Source organism: Azospirillum formosense, from assembly GCF_040500525.1.
Taxonomy (GTDB): domain Bacteria; phylum Pseudomonadota; class Alphaproteobacteria; order Azospirillales; family Azospirillaceae; genus Azospirillum; species Azospirillum formosense_A.
Genome location: NZ_CP159403.1, coordinates 169,953 through 186,624 on the forward strand (window position 1 = coordinate 169,953; position 16,672 = coordinate 186,624).

The 16,672-nt window shown below is 68.6% G+C and carries 13 protein-coding genes; 6 read left to right on the forward strand and 7 right to left on the reverse strand.

Features of this window, described 5'->3' with window-relative positions:
• Nucleotides 1-268 precede the first annotated feature (268 nt).
• From ABVN73_RS13900 to ABVN73_RS13920, 5 genes are all read left to right on the forward strand, one after another.
• Nucleotides 269-3,415, forward strand: coding sequence for a carbohydrate-binding domain-containing protein (locus ABVN73_RS13900; RefSeq protein WP_353860257.1), 3,147 nt, complete (start codon nucleotides 269-271; stop codon nucleotides 3,413-3,415).
• 88 nt (nucleotides 3,416-3,503) lie between these two features.
• Nucleotides 3,504-4,016, forward strand: coding sequence for a hypothetical protein (locus ABVN73_RS13905; RefSeq protein WP_353860258.1), 513 nt, complete (start codon nucleotides 3,504-3,506; stop codon nucleotides 4,014-4,016).
• Nucleotides 4,017-4,077: 61 nt separating this feature from the next.
• A complete protein-coding gene (locus ABVN73_RS13910) occupies nucleotides 4,078-4,845 on the forward strand; it encodes a phytochelatin synthase family protein (RefSeq protein WP_353860259.1) in 768 nt (255 codons plus the stop codon).
• 232 nt (nucleotides 4,846-5,077) lie between these two features.
• A complete protein-coding gene (locus tag ABVN73_RS13915) occupies nucleotides 5,078-5,389 on the forward strand; it encodes a DUF485 domain-containing protein (protein WP_353860260.1) in 312 nt (103 codons plus the stop codon).
• The gene (locus tag ABVN73_RS13920) at nucleotides 5,386-7,056 is read left to right on the forward strand and encodes a cation acetate symporter (protein ID WP_353860261.1); all 1,671 of its coding nucleotides are present in this window, start codon (nucleotides 5,386-5,388) and stop codon (nucleotides 7,054-7,056) included. The genes ABVN73_RS13915 and ABVN73_RS13920 overlap by 4 nt, the downstream gene beginning before the upstream one ends.
• Before the next feature lie 60 nt (nucleotides 7,057-7,116).
• Here the strand turns inward: ABVN73_RS13920 and ABVN73_RS13925 are convergent, their stop codons facing one another.
• The gene (locus tag ABVN73_RS13925) at nucleotides 7,117-8,211 is read right to left on the reverse strand and encodes a TRAP transporter substrate-binding protein (protein WP_353860262.1); all 1,095 of its coding nucleotides are present in this window, start codon (nucleotides 8,209-8,211) and stop codon (nucleotides 7,117-7,119) included.
• Between the two features lie 237 nt (nucleotides 8,212-8,448).
• Between ABVN73_RS13925 and mepA the strand changes: the two genes are divergently transcribed.
• Nucleotides 8,449-9,327, forward strand: coding sequence for a penicillin-insensitive murein endopeptidase (gene mepA / locus ABVN73_RS13930; protein ID WP_353860263.1), 879 nt, complete (start codon nucleotides 8,449-8,451; stop codon nucleotides 9,325-9,327).
• Between the two features lie 87 nt (nucleotides 9,328-9,414).
• On the opposite strand, the gene ABVN73_RS13935 is transcribed toward mepA, so the two are convergent.
• The 6 genes from ABVN73_RS13935 to ABVN73_RS13960 all read right to left on the reverse strand — a co-directional run bounded on the left by ABVN73_RS13935 (nucleotide 9,415) and on the right by ABVN73_RS13960 (nucleotide 16,656).
• Nucleotides 9,415-9,636, reverse strand: a complete 222-nt coding sequence (locus ABVN73_RS13935; protein ID WP_353860264.1) for a hypothetical protein — start codon at nucleotides 9,634-9,636, stop codon at nucleotides 9,415-9,417.
• Between the two features lie 221 nt (nucleotides 9,637-9,857).
• Complete coding sequence (locus ABVN73_RS13940; protein ID WP_353860265.1) at nucleotides 9,858-10,370, reverse strand: GNAT family N-acetyltransferase; 513 nt, start codon at nucleotides 10,368-10,370, stop codon at nucleotides 9,858-9,860.
• A 119-nt stretch (nucleotides 10,371-10,489) separates the two neighbouring features.
• Nucleotides 10,490-12,973 (reverse strand): DNA topoisomerase (ATP-hydrolyzing) subunit B, encoded by a 2,484-nt coding sequence (gene gyrB / locus ABVN73_RS13945; RefSeq protein WP_353860266.1) that lies wholly within the window; start codon nucleotides 12,971-12,973, stop codon nucleotides 10,490-10,492.
• 101 nt (nucleotides 12,974-13,074) lie between these two features.
• Nucleotides 13,075-14,283 (reverse strand): DNA replication/repair protein RecF, encoded by a 1,209-nt coding sequence (gene recF / locus ABVN73_RS13950; RefSeq protein WP_353860267.1) that lies wholly within the window; start codon nucleotides 14,281-14,283, stop codon nucleotides 13,075-13,077.
• A 98-nt stretch (nucleotides 14,284-14,381) separates the two neighbouring features.
• Nucleotides 14,382-15,512: a DNA polymerase III subunit beta gene (gene dnaN / locus ABVN73_RS13955; RefSeq protein ID WP_014197767.1), complete on the reverse strand. Its 1,131-nt coding sequence runs from the start codon at nucleotides 15,510-15,512 to the stop codon at nucleotides 14,382-14,384.
• A 262-nt stretch (nucleotides 15,513-15,774) separates the two neighbouring features.
• Nucleotides 15,775-16,656, reverse strand: coding sequence for an SDR family oxidoreductase (locus ABVN73_RS13960; protein ID WP_353860268.1), 882 nt, complete (start codon nucleotides 16,654-16,656; stop codon nucleotides 15,775-15,777).
• Between the last annotated feature and the right edge of the window lie 16 nt (nucleotides 16,657-16,672).

Sequence of the window (16,672 nt, forward strand, 5' to 3'; positions counted from 1 at the left end):
GATGAGCATGAAGAGGAAGAGGCCGGCGAAGGTGACGAAGCTGACAGGGTGGGGTCAAGCTCAAGCTCGGCCAGGAACGAGTATTTTTGTCTATACCTAGACTTTCTTGGCAATGTGCAAACATTTTTGGACGGCCTCTGGAAGCCTCTTTATGTCACAGGAATCCGCGTCGTTAGTAGAATCTTTACCAAGATTCTTATTTTTCCGTTAAGCGGGGGACCTCAACCTTTGGGCTAAGACGTTGGTCTAGAGTTCCATGAGGTCCGAGATGGCTGCCGAAACTACCGAACTGATGGACGTCACCTTCACGGTGAACGCCTGGGGCGCACCCGCAGGCGGAAAGTGGCCGCATTTCGTGCTGCGGCTGGATGGGGTTGAGATCGGGCAGGCGACCGTCGCGTCGGCGTCGCTGGGCCGTTACACCTTCAACGCCCGCGTTCCGGCCGACAAGGCCCACAAGCTTCAGCTTCAGTACGACAACGACGGCTCCGTGAACGGGGAGGACCGCAACCTCTTCGTCAAGTCGTTCGAGGTGAATGGGAAACCGATCCTCAGCATCGACCCGCTGGTGACCTACGACACCGGCGACATCGACGGCAAGAACGTCATCGCCGGGCAGACCGAGATGTACTGGCGCGGCGCGCTGAACGTCGACCTGCCCAAGACCATGTTCGCCAGCGCCCAGCAGCCGGAGCCCGAGGCGCCGGCCACCATGACGACCGAGATCGTCGTGAAGGCCTGGGGCGCCGCCGCCAACGGCACGCCGCCGCATTTCAAGCTGCTGGTGGACGACAAGGTGGTCGGCGACGCCTGGGTCAGCGCGACCAGCCCGACCGGCTACACCTTCAAGGTCGATGTGGACCCCCACGAGGCCCACAAGATCCAGATCCATTACGACAACGACGCCACCGTCAACGGCCAGGACCGCAACCTGTTCGTCCAGGGCATCACCATCGACGGGCAGGAGATCAAATCGACCTCCCCGATGGCCTCCTACGACAAGGGGCCGGTGGACGGCAAGTTCGTGGTTGCGGGCCAGGAGGGGCTGTTCTGGGGCGGTGCCCTGACCTTCGGCGTGCCGGAGGAGTATTTCGACGGCCCCTACGTCCCGCCGCCGCCCCCGCCGCCGCCGGCCAAGCTGACGCCGACGGACATCGTCGTCAACGCCTGGGGCCAGTCGGCCGGCGGCGTGGCGCCGCACTTCAAGCTGCTGGTCGACGGCAAGGTGGTCGGCGAGGGCCGCGCCACCTCCAGCGACCCGCAGCCCTTCCGCTTCACCGTCGATCTGGACGCCAAGGAAGCCCACAAGATCCAGATCCACTACGACAATGATTCCGTGGTGAACGGCCAGGACCGCAACCTGTTCGTCAAGTCGGTCTCCATCAACGGCCACACCGTCGCGGCGACCGACCCCATCGTCACCTACGACAAGGGCGCGGTGGACGGAAAGGACGTGGTCAAGGGCCAGGAAGGGCTTTTCTGGGGCGGCGCCCTGAACGTGGACGCCCCGGCGTCGCTGTTCCAACCCCCGGCCGATCCGCCCCCGGCGGCGCCGACCGGCCCGGCCTTCTACGTCGCGGCCAACGGCAAGGACACGTGGTCGGGCAAGCTGTCCGCGCCGAACGCCGACGGCACCGACGGCCCCTTCGCCTCGCTGGAGCGCGCCCGCGACGCCATGCGCGACAGCAACGTCGACACGACCTATGTGCGCGAGGGCACCTACCGCCTGACCAAGACGCTGGAACTGACCAGCGCCGACAACGGCCACAGCTTCCGCAACTATCCCGGCGAGACGCCGGTGCTGAACGGGGCGGAGAAGGTCACCAACTTCGTCAGCGAGGGCAAGGGGATCTATTCCGCGAAGCTGTCGCAGGCGACCGACCTCGACCTGACCATCGGCGGGGTGCGCCAGACGCTGGCCAGCAAGGGAATCGTCGACGCCGACAACCCCACCACCACGGGCTGGTACTTCGCCGACGCGGCCAACGGCGGCCCCAGCGGCTGGTCGGTGCGCTACCACACCGGCGACATGTCGTCGGGCGACATCATCCCCGGCATGAAGATCCAGCTGATGGACGCCGAGCGGCTGTCCGACACGCTGACCGAGATCGCCGGCGTCAACGACGCCACCCGCACCATCACGCTGAAGAACGGCACCTCGCTGCCCTTCGCCGAGGGGACGACCTACAAGCTGCTGAACAACCCGTCCTTCGTCGACCAGGCGGGCGAGTTCGCGTGGCGCGCCTCGGACAAGTCGCTGGTGTTCAAGCCGGAGAACCCGGCCACCCTGGCGCAGGACGGCGTCGAGGTGGCGCGGCTGGGCACGCTGATCCGCCTGACCGGCAGCAGCGACGTGACCATCGAGGGGCTGGGCTTCACCAACACCACCACCTGGGGCTACGCGGTGGAGTTGAAAGGGGCGTCGGGCAACAGCATCGGCAACAACAGCTTCCTCAACGTCGGCACGGCGATCAAGCTGACCGCGGCGTCCTCCAACAACCTCGTCGGCGGCAACACGCTGGACCATCTGGCGGTCAACGGCATCGAGCTGGACGGGCGCAGCAACGGCAACACCATCTACGCCAACGACATCTCCCATGTCGGCGAGGTGCGCAAGGGCGTGGCCGGGATCATGGGCACCGGGGTGGACAACAACCTGATCGCCCACAACGACGTGGACTCCAGCGCGCGCTATGGCATCTCGCTGAAGAACTGGGACTCCACCAACATCAACCGCAACAACGTCATCGAGTACAACCGCGTCACCAACACCAACCTGGAGACGGCGGACGGCGGCGGCATCGAGGTGCTGGGCCGGTCCAGCGTCGACACCGGAACGATCATCCGCGGCAACTGGGTGGAGCATGTCGGCGGGCTGGCGACCAGCAACACCGACCAGTGGCTGACCAACCACAAGGGCTTCGGCATCTATCTGGACGACATGGCTGGCGGCGTCACGGTGACCGGCAACTTCCTGAAGGACACCGGGTTGGCCGGGGTGCACATCCACGGCGGCGACAACAACCTCGTTACCAACAACTTCTCGATCATCGCCAGCAACGTCGAGGAGTTCATCCGCGTCGGCTGGGCGCCCAAGCACGGCGATCCCGGCCTGCCGCGCAACAACACCATCACCGGCAACGTCATCAGCGGGACCCTGCCGCTGGACGACTACATGGAGCTGCTGACCGCCGGAAACCCGGTGATCGACCGCAACCTGGTCCACAACGTGCCGCGCTACGGCGACAACGACGTGACGGGCAAGCCGTTGTTCAACAACCCCTATTGGGGCGACTACTCGCTGCAGCCGAACTCCCCGGCGCTGGCCATGGGCATCCATGACCTGGACTGGGCGATGATCGGCCAGAGCGGCTACACGGCGTCGGACGGCATGCCGCATTTCTGGGACGCCTGATCCCCGGCCCAGCCGTAGCCTGAGCGGGATCAAAAGCGGGCGGAGGCTTGTTCTTCCGGGACAGTCCCCGGGGAAGGAGGCTCCGCCCGTGCTCCCGCATCCACACGCCCTGCGGCGGTCCGCCGCCATCCTTCTGCTCGCCGCGGCCGGGGGGCTGGCGGGCTGCGCCGATCCCCGGGCCGACGTCGCGCTGGCCGCCCAGAGCGCGCTGGTCGGCATGCCCAAGGGAACGCTGCTGTCCTGCGCCGGGGTGCCGCACCGGCAGGCGGCCAGCGGCGCCCTGGAGTTCTTCACCTACCGTGCGGGCTCCATCGATTACTACGCCCCACCGCCGCCGCCGGTGGGCTACGGGTGGGGATATCCGTGGGGCTATCCCGGCTGGCGCCATCGCGGGCTCGACTACGACCCGTGGGACTACTATCCTCCGCGGGCTGGCGACGTGGTGGACAACCGGTGCGAAGCGACCTTCACCTTGAGGAACGGGGCCGTCGAGCAGCTCGTCTATCGGGCGTCGTCGCTGGGCGCCTGCGCCGCGGTCGTGCAGAATTGCATGGCGCTCGTGCCGCAGAGCATCCCGCCCAGGCCCACACCCTCAGGATAACGCCGGCAGGACAGGGCCGGCAGAGGCATCCACCGTGACACCAAAGAGGAAGACGCCGGTGATGAAGGCACCGTTCCGCCCGGCCCTGCTGGCGCTGTGCGCGTTTGCGTGTCTGGCGGTCCCGCCCGCCGCGGCACAGGACGCGCAGAGCGAGACCAAGCCGAAGTTCGGTCCCGACGCCGTGCCGATGACCCAGGACCGCGGCTATCTGCGCCGGGCCGAGGCGCCGGATTTCTGGGCGATGATGCCCTACTACACGGCCCAGCAGACGGGCAGCGCCTGTTCGGTCGCCAGCGTGGCGATGATGATCAACGCGCTGCGCGGCCTGCCGCCGCTCTCGTCCAACCGGCTGGTGACCCAGGCGCGGGTGCTGAACGAGGTGGATGACGACGGGTGGAAGGCGGCCACCGCCGAGAATGGCGACGGCGTGTCCTTCGCCGACTTCGCCGGGCTGGTCCAGAAGTCGGTGGACGCCTTCGGGCTGGACGCCACGGTGGAGGTCTTCCGGCCGAAGGACACCTCGCCGGAGACGCTGGGCGAACTGCGCCGCATCCTGGACGAGAACGAGCGCGACGACAGCGACATCATCCTGCTGGCCTACGACCAGGGCACGCTGACCGGCGACGCCACGGTGGGCCACATCGCGCCGCTCGGCGCCTACGACGCGGAGACCCATCGGGTGCTGGTCATGGACGTGGACCGGCTGTGGTACGTGCCCTACTGGTCGAGCGACGAGAAGCTGCTGGAGGCGATGGTCAAGCCCGACCGCTCCGACCCCACCGGCAGCGGCCTGATCCATGTGCGGCTGAAGGGGCGGACGGCTGGATAACAGCGTCGTCTCATGTTGCGACGCAGCGCGACCCGTTGTCGCATTCCTCACCCCCGAATCAACCGGCTTCCGGCTGATGATCAACCGGTTTTCGGTTAAATGATCGCCGTTTTGAGCGAAAATTTCGTCGTTTCGCCATCGTAGAAATTTAATTTCGCTTTTTGCTGCCATGCACCCAAGGTATTGCTGCGATGCGCAATGTCTGGGTTCCAAGAAAAAAGCGATAAAAACCATGTCCGACGAGATTTACGAGCGGGTGCTGTCCAACCCGAAGTTCGCCGCGATGACGGCGAGCCGCGCGCGCTTCAGCTGGCGGCTGGCGCTGATCGTCCTGGCCGTCTACTACGCCTTCGTGTTCGCCTCGGCGCTGGCGCCCGACCTGATGGCGCGCCCGCTGGCCGACGGCATGACCTTCCCGGTCGGGCTGGCCGCCGGCATCGTCATCACCGTCTTCTGCTCGCTGATGACCGGCGTCTATGTGCTGCGCGCCAACAGCCGTTACGACGCGATGAACCGCGACCTGCTGAACGAGGTGGGCCGATGAGCGCCGCGCGTCGTCTCGCTTCCGCCTCCGCCGCGCTGCTGCCGGCGCTGGCGGGCGGTCCCGCGGTCGCCGCCGCCATCGACGGCGCGGTGGAGCGCCAGCCGGTCAACGTGACGGCCATCGCCATGTTCCTGCTGTTTGTCGCCGGCACGCTGGGCATCACCTACTGGGCGTCCAAGCGCACCCGCTCGGCGTCGGACTTCTACACCGCGGGCGGCGGCATCAGCGGCTTCCAGAACGGGCTGGCGATCGCGGGCGACTACATGTCGGCGGCGGCCTTCCTCGGCCTGTCGGGCATGGTCTTCGCCAAGGGCTTCGACGGGGTGATCTACACCATCGGCTTCCTGGTCGGCTGGCCGCTGATGCTGTTCCTGATCGCCGAGCGGCTGCGCAACCTCGGCCGCTTCACCTTCGCCGACGTGGCGTCCTACCGGCTGGGGCAGACGCCGATCCGCTCGCTGGCGGCGGTCGGGTCGCTGACCGTGGTCTGCTTCTACCTGATCGCGCAGATGGTCGGGGCGGGCAAGCTGATCCAGCTGCTGTTCGGGCTGGACTACACCTACGCCGTCGTGATGGTCGGCATGCTGATGATCCTCTACGTCACCTTCGGCGGCATGCTCGCCACGACCTGGGTGCAGATCATCAAGGCGGTGATGCTGCTCGGCGGCTGCACCGTTCTGGTCGGGCTGGCGCTGGCGCAGTTCGGCTTCAACCCGGAGCGGCTGCTCCAGCAGGCCGTCGCCGCCCACGCCGCGAACGCCGCCATCCTGCGCCCCAGCGCCGCCATGGCCGACCCCATCGCCGCGGTGTCGCTCAGCCTCGCGCTGATGTGCGGGCCGGCGGGGCTGCCGCACATCCTGATGCGCTTCTTCACCGTCCCGGACGCCAGGGAGGCGCGCAAGTCGGTCGTCTACGCCACCGGTTTCATCGGCTATTTCTTCATCCTGACGGTGACCATCGGCTTCCTCGCCATCGTGATCGTCGGCACCAACCCGGCCTATCTGGACGCGGCGGGCAAGATCCTGGGCGGCGGCAACATGGCGGCCATCCACCTGTCCAAGGCCATCGGCGGCAACATCTTCCTCGGCTTCATCTCGGCGGTCGCCTTCGCCACCATCCTGGCGGTGGTCGCCGGCCTGACGCTGGCCGGCGCGTCGGCGGTCAGCCACGATCTCTACGCCCGCGTCATCAAGAAGGGCAACGCCACCGAGGCGTCGGAGATGCGCGTGTCGCGCCTCGCCACGCTGGCGCTGGGCGTCATCGCCATCACGCTGGGCCTGCTGTTCGAGAACCAGAACATCGCCTTCATGGTCGGGCTCGCCTTCGGTCTGGCGGCCTCGGTCAACTTCCCGGTGCTGATCCTGTCGATCTTCTGGAAGGGGCTGACCACCCGCGGCGCCTTCGTCGGCGGCTTCGCCGGTCTGGTGAGCTGCGTCGCCTTCGTGGTGCTGGGGCCGACCGTGTGGGTCAGCGTCTTCAAGTTTCCGGCGCCGATCTTCCCCTACGAGCATCCGGCGCTGTTCTCGATGGTCATCGCCTTCGCGACGACCTGGCTCTTCTCGGTCACCGACCGCAGCGCGCGGGCCGCGGCGGAGGCGAAGGCCTACGAGTATCAGTACATCCGGTCGGAAACCGGCCTGGGGGCGGCCGGAGCGGTCTCGCACTGACCGCCTGACCGGAAGGGCGGCCCCTCTCCGTCACCTGGACGGGAAGGGGCCGCTGTCTCCTCAGCGGCGCTGCGCCGACTGGGAATAGACGTAGGAGTCGAAGCTGTTCTCGGCGACGCGGAACCACAGCCGCTCCTCGTCGCGGAAGGGCTTCCACGCATCGTAGACTTTCTTGAAGCGCGGGTTCTTCGCCGACAGCTCGTCATACAGCTCGTTGGCGATCTTCTCGCAGGCCATCATGACGTCGCGCGGGAAGGCGCGGAGCTGGGCGCCGCCAGCCACCAGACGCTTCAGCGCCGCGGCGTTGACGGCGTCGTACTTGGCGATCATCCAGGTGTTGGCCTCCCAGCAGGCCTGCTCCAGGATCGTCTTGTAGGACTCCGGAAGCTGCTCCCAGGCGGTGATGTTGATCATCAGCGGGATCTGGGCGGAGCCCTCCCACCAGCCCGGCGAGTAGTAGTATTTGGCGACCTTGTGGAAGCCGAGCTTCTCGTCGTCGTAGGGGCCGACGAACTCCGCCGCGTCGATGGTGCCGCGCTCCAGCGCCGGGTAGATGTCGCCGCCGCCGATCTGCTGCGGGACGAGTCCCAGCTTGCCCATGATCTGGCCGGCCAGCCCGCCGACCCGCATCTTGAGGCCGCTGAGATCCTCCACCGTCTTGATTTCCTTGCGGAACCAGCCGCCCATCTGGGCCGTCGTGTTGCCGGCGGGGATGTTGTGGATGTTGTGTTCCCGGAACAGCTCCCGCATCAGCTCCAGCCCGCCGCCGTGCATCATCCAGGAGATGTGCTGGCGCGTGTTGAGGCCGAAGGGCATGGCCGTGTCGAAGCAGAAGGTCGGGTCCTTGCCGATGTAGAAATAGGCGGCGGACTGGCCGCACTCGATCGTGCCGTTCTGCACCGCGTCCAGCACCTGGAGCGCCGGAACGATCTCGCCCGCCGCGAAGGTGCGGATCTGGAACTTGTTGTCGGTGGCGGCGGCGACCCGGCGGGCGATCAGCTCCGCCCCGCCGAAGATGGTGTCGAGGCTCTTGGGGTAGCTCGACGCCATGCGCCACTTGATCTCGGGCTGGCTCTGCGCGATGGCCGGCGCGGCGACGACGGTGCTGGCGGCCAGCCCGACCCCGGCGCTGGTCAAAAAGGAACGACGTTTCATGGCGGGGGACTCTCCCTTCCCATTCTTTTCGGTTTTGAGAGGGATTCTGCATCGCCGTGACGCGCGCAACAAGAAAAAGGCGGCGCCGTGCCGCCCCGCCAAATCCGCATGCTTCGCGGTCGCCGGCGCCGTGACCGTTCGGCGCAAAACAGTGCGCCGCCCGCCCTATGCAACGCCCGGATCGCAGGCCGCGTGCTAAGGTCGGGCCCGGTCAAGGAGGAGAAGGAGGCGCCGGTCATGGCTCAACGATGGTCTTTCGCTGTGCTGGCGATCCTGTGCGGCGTCTGGGTCGCGGGTGGCGGCGCGGAGGCGGCCGATCCGGTCTCGCCGGTTTCCGGCGCTGTTCCGGCGGGGCTCGGCACGGTGGCCTTGCAGCCGCCGGTGACGCCCCCCTTGGCGCAGCCGATCGGCGGCTACGCCAACGGCTGCATTCGCGGCGCGCAGACGCTGCCTCCGGAAGGGCTTGGCTATCAGGCGGTCAACCTGTCGCGGAACCGGAACCACGGCCACCCCGACACCATCGCCTTCGTCCAGGAGCTTGCCCGCCGGGCGCAGGCCGAGCGGCTCGGGCGGCTGGCCGTCGGCGATCTCTCCAAGCGGTATGGCGGCCGCATGGAAAGCGGGCACGCCAGCCATCAGATCGGGCTCGACGTGGACGTCTGGTTCGATCTCGACCAGCCGCCGCTCCCGCGGGAGGCGCGGGAGCGCACGGACTTCCCGACCATGGTGAACCGGCAGACCCAGCGCGTCCTGCTCGAGCGGTTCGGTCCCCGTCAGGCGCGGCTGCTGCAGCTGGCGGCGACGAGCCCGAAGGTCGCGCGGGTGTTCGTGAACCCGGCGATCAAGCTGGCGCTGTGCGAGAGCGAGCGGGGAGACCGCTCCTGGCTGAACGCCGTGCGGCCCTGGGCCGGGCACGACTCGCACTTCCATGTGCGGATGAATTGCCCCGCCGGATCGACGGCCTGCGTTCCGCAAGCCCCCGTCCCGCCGGGCGACGGCTGCGGCCAGGAGCTTTTGAGCTGGTTCGAGCCCCCGAAGGAGGCGCCGGGGCCCCGGCCGCCCAAGACCGTTCCCGAGCCACCCGCGGCCTGTCTGGCGGTTCTGGCAGGCAATTGAGTTCCCGCCGGCGGCTCGACCTGTTCTCCCTTGGCAGCCGCCGCGGCGAAGCGAACGTCCGATCCGGGAGTGCGGGCGGTGTGCGGTTTACTCGCGCATCAGCGTCGGCAGGTCCATGGCGACGCGGCCGATGTCCTCGCGGCGCAGATCGCGGGCGGCCAGTTCGCCCGTGCTCAGGGCCGACAGCTCACGGTAGACGAGGTAGGCGGCGGAGGTTTCAAACCAGGCGCTCACGAACTCACGGACGCCCTTGACGATCCCCGACAGAGCGCCGTCATGATCGGTGTGCGAAGCGGTGGTGTAAGCCATGGTGCATCTCCCTCGTGTCTGATGGAGATGACTGTACACTGGTATACCAAATACCAGATACGCAGACTGCGCAACGCAGCGAAGCAATAAAATTACGGCCATGTCAAGCATCCGGCCGACGAATTGTTGGTCGCGTCAATCTTGTCGCGCTCGTCGTGGACCCCGGCCCCTAGGGACCCCGGTGCCCATGACCCCTGGCGCACGGTCGCGCCCAGCCGCCGTCAGAGCATTTTCCTCATGGCGCAACGTTGGGCGATGGGCAGCCCGGCCTGCTTCTCCGCATCGAGAACGGCGCGCAGCCGGGGGCCGAGCTGCCCGTCGTCCAGCGTGACGAAGCCGAGCCTTCGATAATAGGGTTCGTTCCACGGCACGGCCCTGAAGGTGGTCAAGGTCAGCGAGGGAACGCCGTGGTCGACGGCGTAGCCCTGGGCCGCGTCGATCAATTGCCGGCCGAGGCCCTGTCCCTGCCGGTCCCGGTGGACCGCCACCTGCCAGATGTGCAGGGCATCGGGCGTCACCGACCCGTTCAGGAAGGCGGCGGGGCCATGCCCTGGCAGCTCGGCGACGAACGCGACGCCGTCGGCGATCAGGGTGTGATGCCGCTCCTCCGACTGGACGTCGTCGTCGGCGATCCATTCCAGCCCCGCCCATTGACGGAAGATCGTGCCGGAGCTGCGCTCGATCCCCGGCAGGGCGGGGGCATCGCACGGGGTTGCCGGTCTTATGCGGATCATTGCTGTCTCACTCCCAGGACATGGAGGTCCGACATGCAAAACGGGCGGAGCCTTTCGACTCCGCCCGTCTCAGATGGCCCGCCGATTGCCCAGGGTCTGCGCAATCCTGCGGGAGCCGTTTACACGTCGAGGTTGGCGACCTTGAGCGCGTTCTCCTGGATGAACTCGCGGCGCGGCTCGACGATGTCGCCCATCAGGGTGGAGAAGACCTCTTCCGCCTGATCGGCGTGGTTGACCTTCACCTGCAGCAGCGAGCGCTTGGTCGGGTCCAGCGTGGTTTCCCAGAGCTGGTCGGGGTTCATCTCGCCCAGGCCCTTGTAGCGCTGGATCGTCACGCCGCGGCGGCCCAGCTCCATCACCGTGTCGAACAGGGCGACGGGGCCGGTCAGGCTGCGGCTTTCCTTCTGCTTCTCGAAGGCGCGGCCCGGCTCGGCGTAGGCGCGCTTCAGGTCCGCCGCGATGGCGTCCAGCTTGCGGGCCTCGGCGCTCTTCAGCAGGTCGGCGTCCAGATGGTGGCGGTGGGTCACGCCGCGGCGCGTCCGCACCAGCGCGTAGCCGCCCTGGAGCAGGCTCTCGCCGCGCCAGCCGCCCTCCGCGTCCAGCGCGTTCAGCCGGGCGGCGACCGCCTCGGCCGCCTGCTGCGCCTGGGCGGTGTCCTGCGACAGGGCGACCGACAGGGCGCCGCTCACCGCCGCCGATTCCACCACCGACAGGTTGCCGGCCTTGCGGGCCAGAGTCTCGATGTGCAGGCGGGCGCCGCGGGCCTGCTCGACCATCTCGCGCAGCGGTTCGCCGGTCATCAGCGAGCCGTCGGCCGGACGCACGGACAGGTCGCCCAGCGCCGCCTCGATCAGATACTCCTCCAGCGCCCGGTCGTCCTTCAGGTACCGCTCCTTCGCGTTGCCGCGCTTGATGCGGTAGAGGGGCGGCTGGGCGATGTAGAGATAGCCGCGCTCGATCAGCTCCGGCATCTGCCGGAAGAAGAAGGTCAGCAGGAGCGTGCGGATGTGGCTGCCGTCCACGTCCGCGTCGGTCATGATGATGATCTTGTGATAGCGCGTCTTGTCCGGGTTGAACTCGTCGCGCCCGATGCCGGTGCCCAGCGCGGCGATCAGCGTGCCGATCTCCGCCGAGGACAGCATCTTGTCGAAGCGCGCCCGCTCCACGTTCAGGATCTTGCCGCGCAGCGGCAGGATGGCCTGGAACTGGCGCGACCGGCCCTGCTTGGCCGAGCCGCCCGCCGAATCGCCCTCCACGATGAAGAGTTCGGACAGCGCCGGGTCGCGCTCCTGGCAGTCGGCCAGCTTGCCGGGCAGGGACGCGATGTCCAAGGCACCCTTGCGCCGGGTCAGCTCGCGCGCCTTGCGGGCGGCCTCACGGGCGGCGGCGGCCTCGACCACCTTCTGGACGACGCGCTTGGCGTCCGCCGGATGCTCCTCGAAATACTGGGCGAGGCATTCGCCCACCACCGCCTCGACCACCGGGCGGACTTCGGAGGAGACCAGCTTGTCCTTGGTCTGGCTGGAGAATTTCGGGTCGGGCACCTTCACCGACAGCACGCAGGTCAGCCCCTCGCGCGCGTCGTCGCCGGAGAGGTTGACCTTCTCCTTCTTCGCGATGCCCGACTCGTTGGCGTAGTTGTTGATCGCCCGCGTCAGGGCCGCGCGGAAGCCGGCGAGGTGGGTGCCGCCGTCCTTCTGCGGGATGTTGTTGGTGAAGCAGAGGGTCGTCTCGTGGTAGCTGTCGTTCCACTGGAGCGAGCATTCCACGGTGACCACGCCGCCATGCTCGGTCGGGCGCTCCGCCTTGATCGAGATCGCCGGCTTGTGGAGCGGCACCTTGGAACGGTCGAGCCAGTTCACGAAGGCTTCCAGCCCGCCTTCATAGTGCAGGTCCTGGACCTTCGGCTCCACCCCGCGGGCGTCGGTCAGCACCAGCCGCACGCCGGAGTTCAAGAAGGCCAACTCGCGCAGCCGGTGTTCCAGCGTCGCGAAGTCGAACTCGGTGTTGGTGAAGGTCTCCTTGGACGGCAGGAAGGTGACCTCGGTGCCGGAGAGCGGCTTCTGCCCACCCTTGCCGTCGTCGACCATCGGCGCCGCGCCGATGTCGGCCAGCCGCGCGTCGGCCACGCCGTGGCGGAAGCGCATGAACCATTCGCGGCCGTTGCGCCAGATGCGCAGGTCCAGCGTCTCCGACAGGGCGTTCACCACCGACACGCCCACGCCGTGCAGGCCGCCCGACACCTTGTAGGAGTTCTGGTTGAACTTGCCGCCGGCGTGGAGCTGGGTCATCACGACCTCCGCCGCCGACACGCCCTCTTCGGAGTGGATGTCGGTGGGGATGCCGCGGCCGTTGTCGCGCACCGTGACCGACCCGTCGGCGTTCAGCTGCACCACGACCGCGTCGCAGTAGCCGGCCAGCGCCTCGTCGATCGCGTTGTCCACGACCTCGTAGACCATGTGGTGCAGTCCGGAGCCGTCATCGGTGTCGCCGATGTACATGCCCGGGCGCTTGCGCACGGCGTCCAGCCCGCGCAAGACGGTGATCGATTCCGCGCCGTAATCCTGCTGCGGGAGGTCGTTCTTCAGTGCTTCCTGTGCCATGGCTCGACTATAGCAGACTGCGTTGGGTTTCGGCGGAATACCGTTGTTCGGCGGGCGATTTTCTGGGCTTTCCGGCCCTTTTTCGCGGGTCTTTTCGGGAGCTAGGCCGGGGTCACGGTCGCATCCTCGATGTGGAAGCGTTTGGCGGCACCGCCGAGCGGTGCGAAGACCGAATCGTCGGTGCCGGTCATCCAGGCCTGGGCGCCCAGCGCCAGGATCTCGTCAAACAGCGCCTCGCGCCGCTGCGGGTCGAGATGGGCGGCCACCTCGTCCAGCAGCAGCAGCGGGGCGGCCCCGCGCTCTGCCGCCAGAAGGCGGGCGTTGGCCAGCATGATGGCGATCAGCAGCGCCTTCTGTTCCCCGGTGGAGCAGAGCGCCGCCGGCATGTCCTTCTGGGCATGGCGCACCGCGAGGTCGCTCTTGTGCGGTCCCAGCGTGGCGCCGCCGCTGTCCGAGTCGGCGCGCCGGCTGTCGCGCAGCGAGCGGCGCAGCGCGTCCTCGGCGGCCAGCGCCGGACCCTCGTCGAGCCAGCGCTCCACCGTGCCCTGGACCGTCAGGTCGGCGCCGGGGAAGGGGCCGACGGCCCGCCCGCAGGCGGCGCGCAGCCGCTGCACCACGTCCCGCCGGGCGGCGGCCACGGCGACTCCGGTGGTGGCCATCTGGTCCTCCAGCCCGCCCAGCCAGCCCTCGTCGCCGTTCCAGCCGCGGTGCCCCTCGCGCAGCAGGCGGGCGCGCTCGCGCAGGGCGTGCTCGTAGCGGCTGAGGCGGCCGGCGTGGGCGGGATCGAAGCCGAAGACGAGCCGGTCGAGGAAGCGGCGGCGCCCGCTGGAACCCTCCAGGAACAGCCGGTCCATCTGCGGGGTCAGCCAGACGACGGCCACATGCTCGGCCAGCACGGTCTGGCCCTTGGCGGGATGGCCGTCCACCCGGACGACGCGGCGGTCGCGCTCCGTTCCGGACGCCGCCTGGAGGCCGATCTCGCGGCCGGTGCCGATCTCCACCGGGCCGGTGGGGGTGTCCAGGACGGCGGCGACCGCCCAGCCGGCGCCGGTGCCGGGGCCGATCCGCTCGACCTCCGCCAGCCTGGCGCCGCGCAGGCCGCGTCCGGGGGCGAGGAAGCTGACCGCTTCGAGCAGGTTGGTCTTGCCGGCGCCGTTCGGCCCGGTCAGCACCACCGGGCGGTGGTCGGGCTCCAGGCGCGCGCTGTCATAGCCGCGGAAGCGGGTCAGGGTCAGGCGCGTCACCGCCAAGGCGGCCGGAGTGTCCGCCACGGGGGCGGGATAGGGCGAAGTCTGTCTGGCGTCGAGCAAAGCGTCCGATCCGGGATGCGGGGGCCGGGCCGCCGCACCCCGTCAGACACGGGGTCCGGAGCGCACCGGCCCGAAAAGCGCCGATCCGTCCGGACCGGTCACACACGCATCGGCATCAACACGTAAAGGGCCGTGGAGTCGGCGACGTCGCGCACGATGGTCGGCGAGGCGGCGTCGGCCAGCGAGAAGCGCGCGCCCTCGCCCTCGATCTGCTGCGTGATGTCGAGCAGATAGCGAGAGTTGAAGCCGATTTCCAGGGGACCTTCCTGGTAATTGACCTCCAGCTCCTCCGTCGCGCTGCCCGCCTCGGGGCTGGTGGCGGACAGGGTCAGCGTGCCGCGGGTCAGCGACAGCTTCACCGCCCGGCTCTTCTCGGTGGAGATGGTGGCGACGCGGTCCACGGCGGCGGCGAACAGCTTGGCGTCCACCTCCATCGTCTTGTCGTTGCCGACCGGGATGACCCGCTCGTAATCCGGGAAGGTGCCGTCGATCAGCTTGGAGGTCACCACCACCGAATCGAAGGCGAAGCGGATCTTGTTGTCCGACAGCGACAGCTCGATGCGGTCGGCGGCCTCGTCGATCAGCTTGCGGATCTCGTTCACCGTCTTGCGCGGAACGATGACGCCGGGGATGCCGGCGGCCCCCTCCGGCAGAGGCATCTCGACCCGCGCCAGACGGTGGCCGTCGGTCGCCACGGCGCGCAGCACCGGAAGCTCGGCCCCGCCGGCCTTGGCCTTGGCGGCGTGCAGGTAGATGCCGTTGAGGTAGTAGCGCGTCTCTTCGGTCGAGATCGCGAAGCGGGTGCGGTCGACCAGCGCCCGCAGGTCACCCGCCGTCAGGTCGAAGCGGTGCGGCAGGTCGCCGCCGGAGAGCTGCGGGAAATCGTCGACCGGCAGGCAGGACAGCTTGAACTGCGACCGGCCCGCGCGCAGCGTCAGGATCGTGCCGTCGCCGCCGATGTCCAGCTCCACCTGGCTGCCGTCGGGCAGCTTGCGCACGATGTCGTACAGCGTGTGGGCCGGGGCGGTGGTGCCGCCCGCGCGGGTCACCGTGGCCGGGACCGTCTCGACGATCTCCAGGTCCATGTCGGTGGCCGCCAGCGACAGCTCGCCGTCGCTCGCCCGCAACAGCACGTTGGACAGGATGGGGATGGTGTTCCTGCGCTCCACCACGCTCTGCACATGACCAAGGGACCGGAGAAGGGCGGCGCGTTCGATGATGATGTTCATGCTGGTCGTCGTCTCGGCAGGTCGTGTTTTTTGCGATTCGCAGGCGTACCCATGCCGGTCCGGCCGCAATCCAGCGGGCCGGAACGGGGGCGCATGATACCACAACGTCGGTTTTGCCGAACCAAATTCGTTCGGCGCGGCCGGACGGTCGCCGGAAAGGACGATTCCGGCCCATCCGGAGGCCCGTGACGCCCCCGCGGGGTGCCGCCGTAGGGGGAATGCCGCCGGAGCGGGAGCGCGCGCGATTCGCGCCGCCGCGACTCTACCGCCCGTTCTCCGCCGCGAATTGGGCGTCCAGTCCGGCGCGGTAGTCCGGGTAGGCGAGCGCCACGCCGAGCTGACGCTTGATGCGGTCGTTCTTCACCCGCCGGCAGTCGGCGTAGAAGCTGGCGGCCATCGGCGACAGCCCGGCCTCCTCGAAGGGCACCAGGGGCGGCGGCTCGACGCCCAGCAGGCCGCAGGCGTAGCTCACCACCTCGTGCGAAGGGGAGGGCAGGTCGTCGGCGACGTTGTAGACCGCGCCCAGCGTCGGCTTGTCCATCGAGGCGCGCAGCGTCGCCGCGATGTCCTCCACATGGATGCGGCTGAACACCTGCCCGGGCTTGTCCACCCGCCGGGCGGTGCCGTCGCGCACGTTGTCCAGCGCGCTGCGCCCCGGCCCGTAGATGCCGGCCAGCCGGAAGAGATGCATCGGCACGCCGTACTGGCGGTAGAGGTTCAGCCAGCCGCGCTCCGCCTCGACGCGGCGCTTCTGCCGTTCGCCGGTCGGGCGCAGCCACGCCGCCTCGCCCACCCATTCCCCCTTGGTGTCGCCGTAGACCCCGGTGGTGGACAGGTAGCCGGCCCAGTCGAGCGTCCGCAGGTCCGCCAGATCCAGGGCGTGCTGGTCGAGCACCGGGTCGCCCCGCTCGTCGGGCGGCACGCTGACCAGCAGATGGGTGGTGCCGGCCAGCGCTGCGCGGGCGTCCTCCAGCGGGCGGCCCCGGTCGAACAGGAACGCCTCGATGCCCTGCGCCTCCAGGGCGGCGCGCTTGTCCTCGCTGCGGCAGGTGGCGGCGATCCGCCAGCCCTCGGCCTTCAGCCGGTCGGCGAACACGCGGGCGGTGAAGCCCAGGCCGAAGACGAACAGACGGGGTGAAGCCATGTCTTGCGGGGTCCTT

Coding starts and splice junctions, on each gene's coding strand:
- ABVN73_RS13900 (WP_353860257.1), top strand. CDS start 269: ATGGCTGCCGAAACTACCGAACTGATGGACGTCACCTTCACGGTGAAC.
- ABVN73_RS13910 (WP_353860259.1), top strand. CDS start 4,078: ATGAAGGCACCGTTCCGCCCGGCCCTGCTGGCGCTGTGCGCGTTTGCG.
- ABVN73_RS13915 (WP_353860260.1), top strand. CDS start 5,078: ATGTCCGACGAGATTTACGAGCGGGTGCTGTCCAACCCGAAGTTCGCC.
- ABVN73_RS13920 (WP_353860261.1), top strand. CDS start 5,386: ATGAGCGCCGCGCGTCGTCTCGCTTCCGCCTCCGCCGCGCTGCTGCCG.
- ABVN73_RS13925 (WP_353860262.1), bottom strand. CDS start 8,211: ATGAAACGTCGTTCCTTTTTGACCAGCGCCGGGGTCGGGCTGGCCGCC.
- mepA (WP_353860263.1), top strand. CDS start 8,449: ATGGCTCAACGATGGTCTTTCGCTGTGCTGGCGATCCTGTGCGGCGTC.
- ABVN73_RS13935 (WP_353860264.1), bottom strand. CDS start 9,636: ATGGCTTACACCACCGCTTCGCACACCGATCATGACGGCGCTCTGTCG.
- ABVN73_RS13940 (WP_353860265.1), bottom strand. CDS start 10,370: ATGATCCGCATAAGACCGGCAACCCCGTGCGATGCCCCCGCCCTGCCG.
- gyrB (WP_353860266.1), bottom strand. CDS start 12,973: ATGGCACAGGAAGCACTGAAGAACGACCTCCCGCAGCAGGATTACGGC.
- dnaN (WP_014197767.1), bottom strand. CDS start 15,512: ATGAACATCATCATCGAACGCGCCGCCCTTCTCCGGTCCCTTGGTCAT.
- ABVN73_RS13960 (WP_353860268.1), bottom strand. CDS start 16,656: ATGGCTTCACCCCGTCTGTTCGTCTTCGGCCTGGGCTTCACCGCCCGC.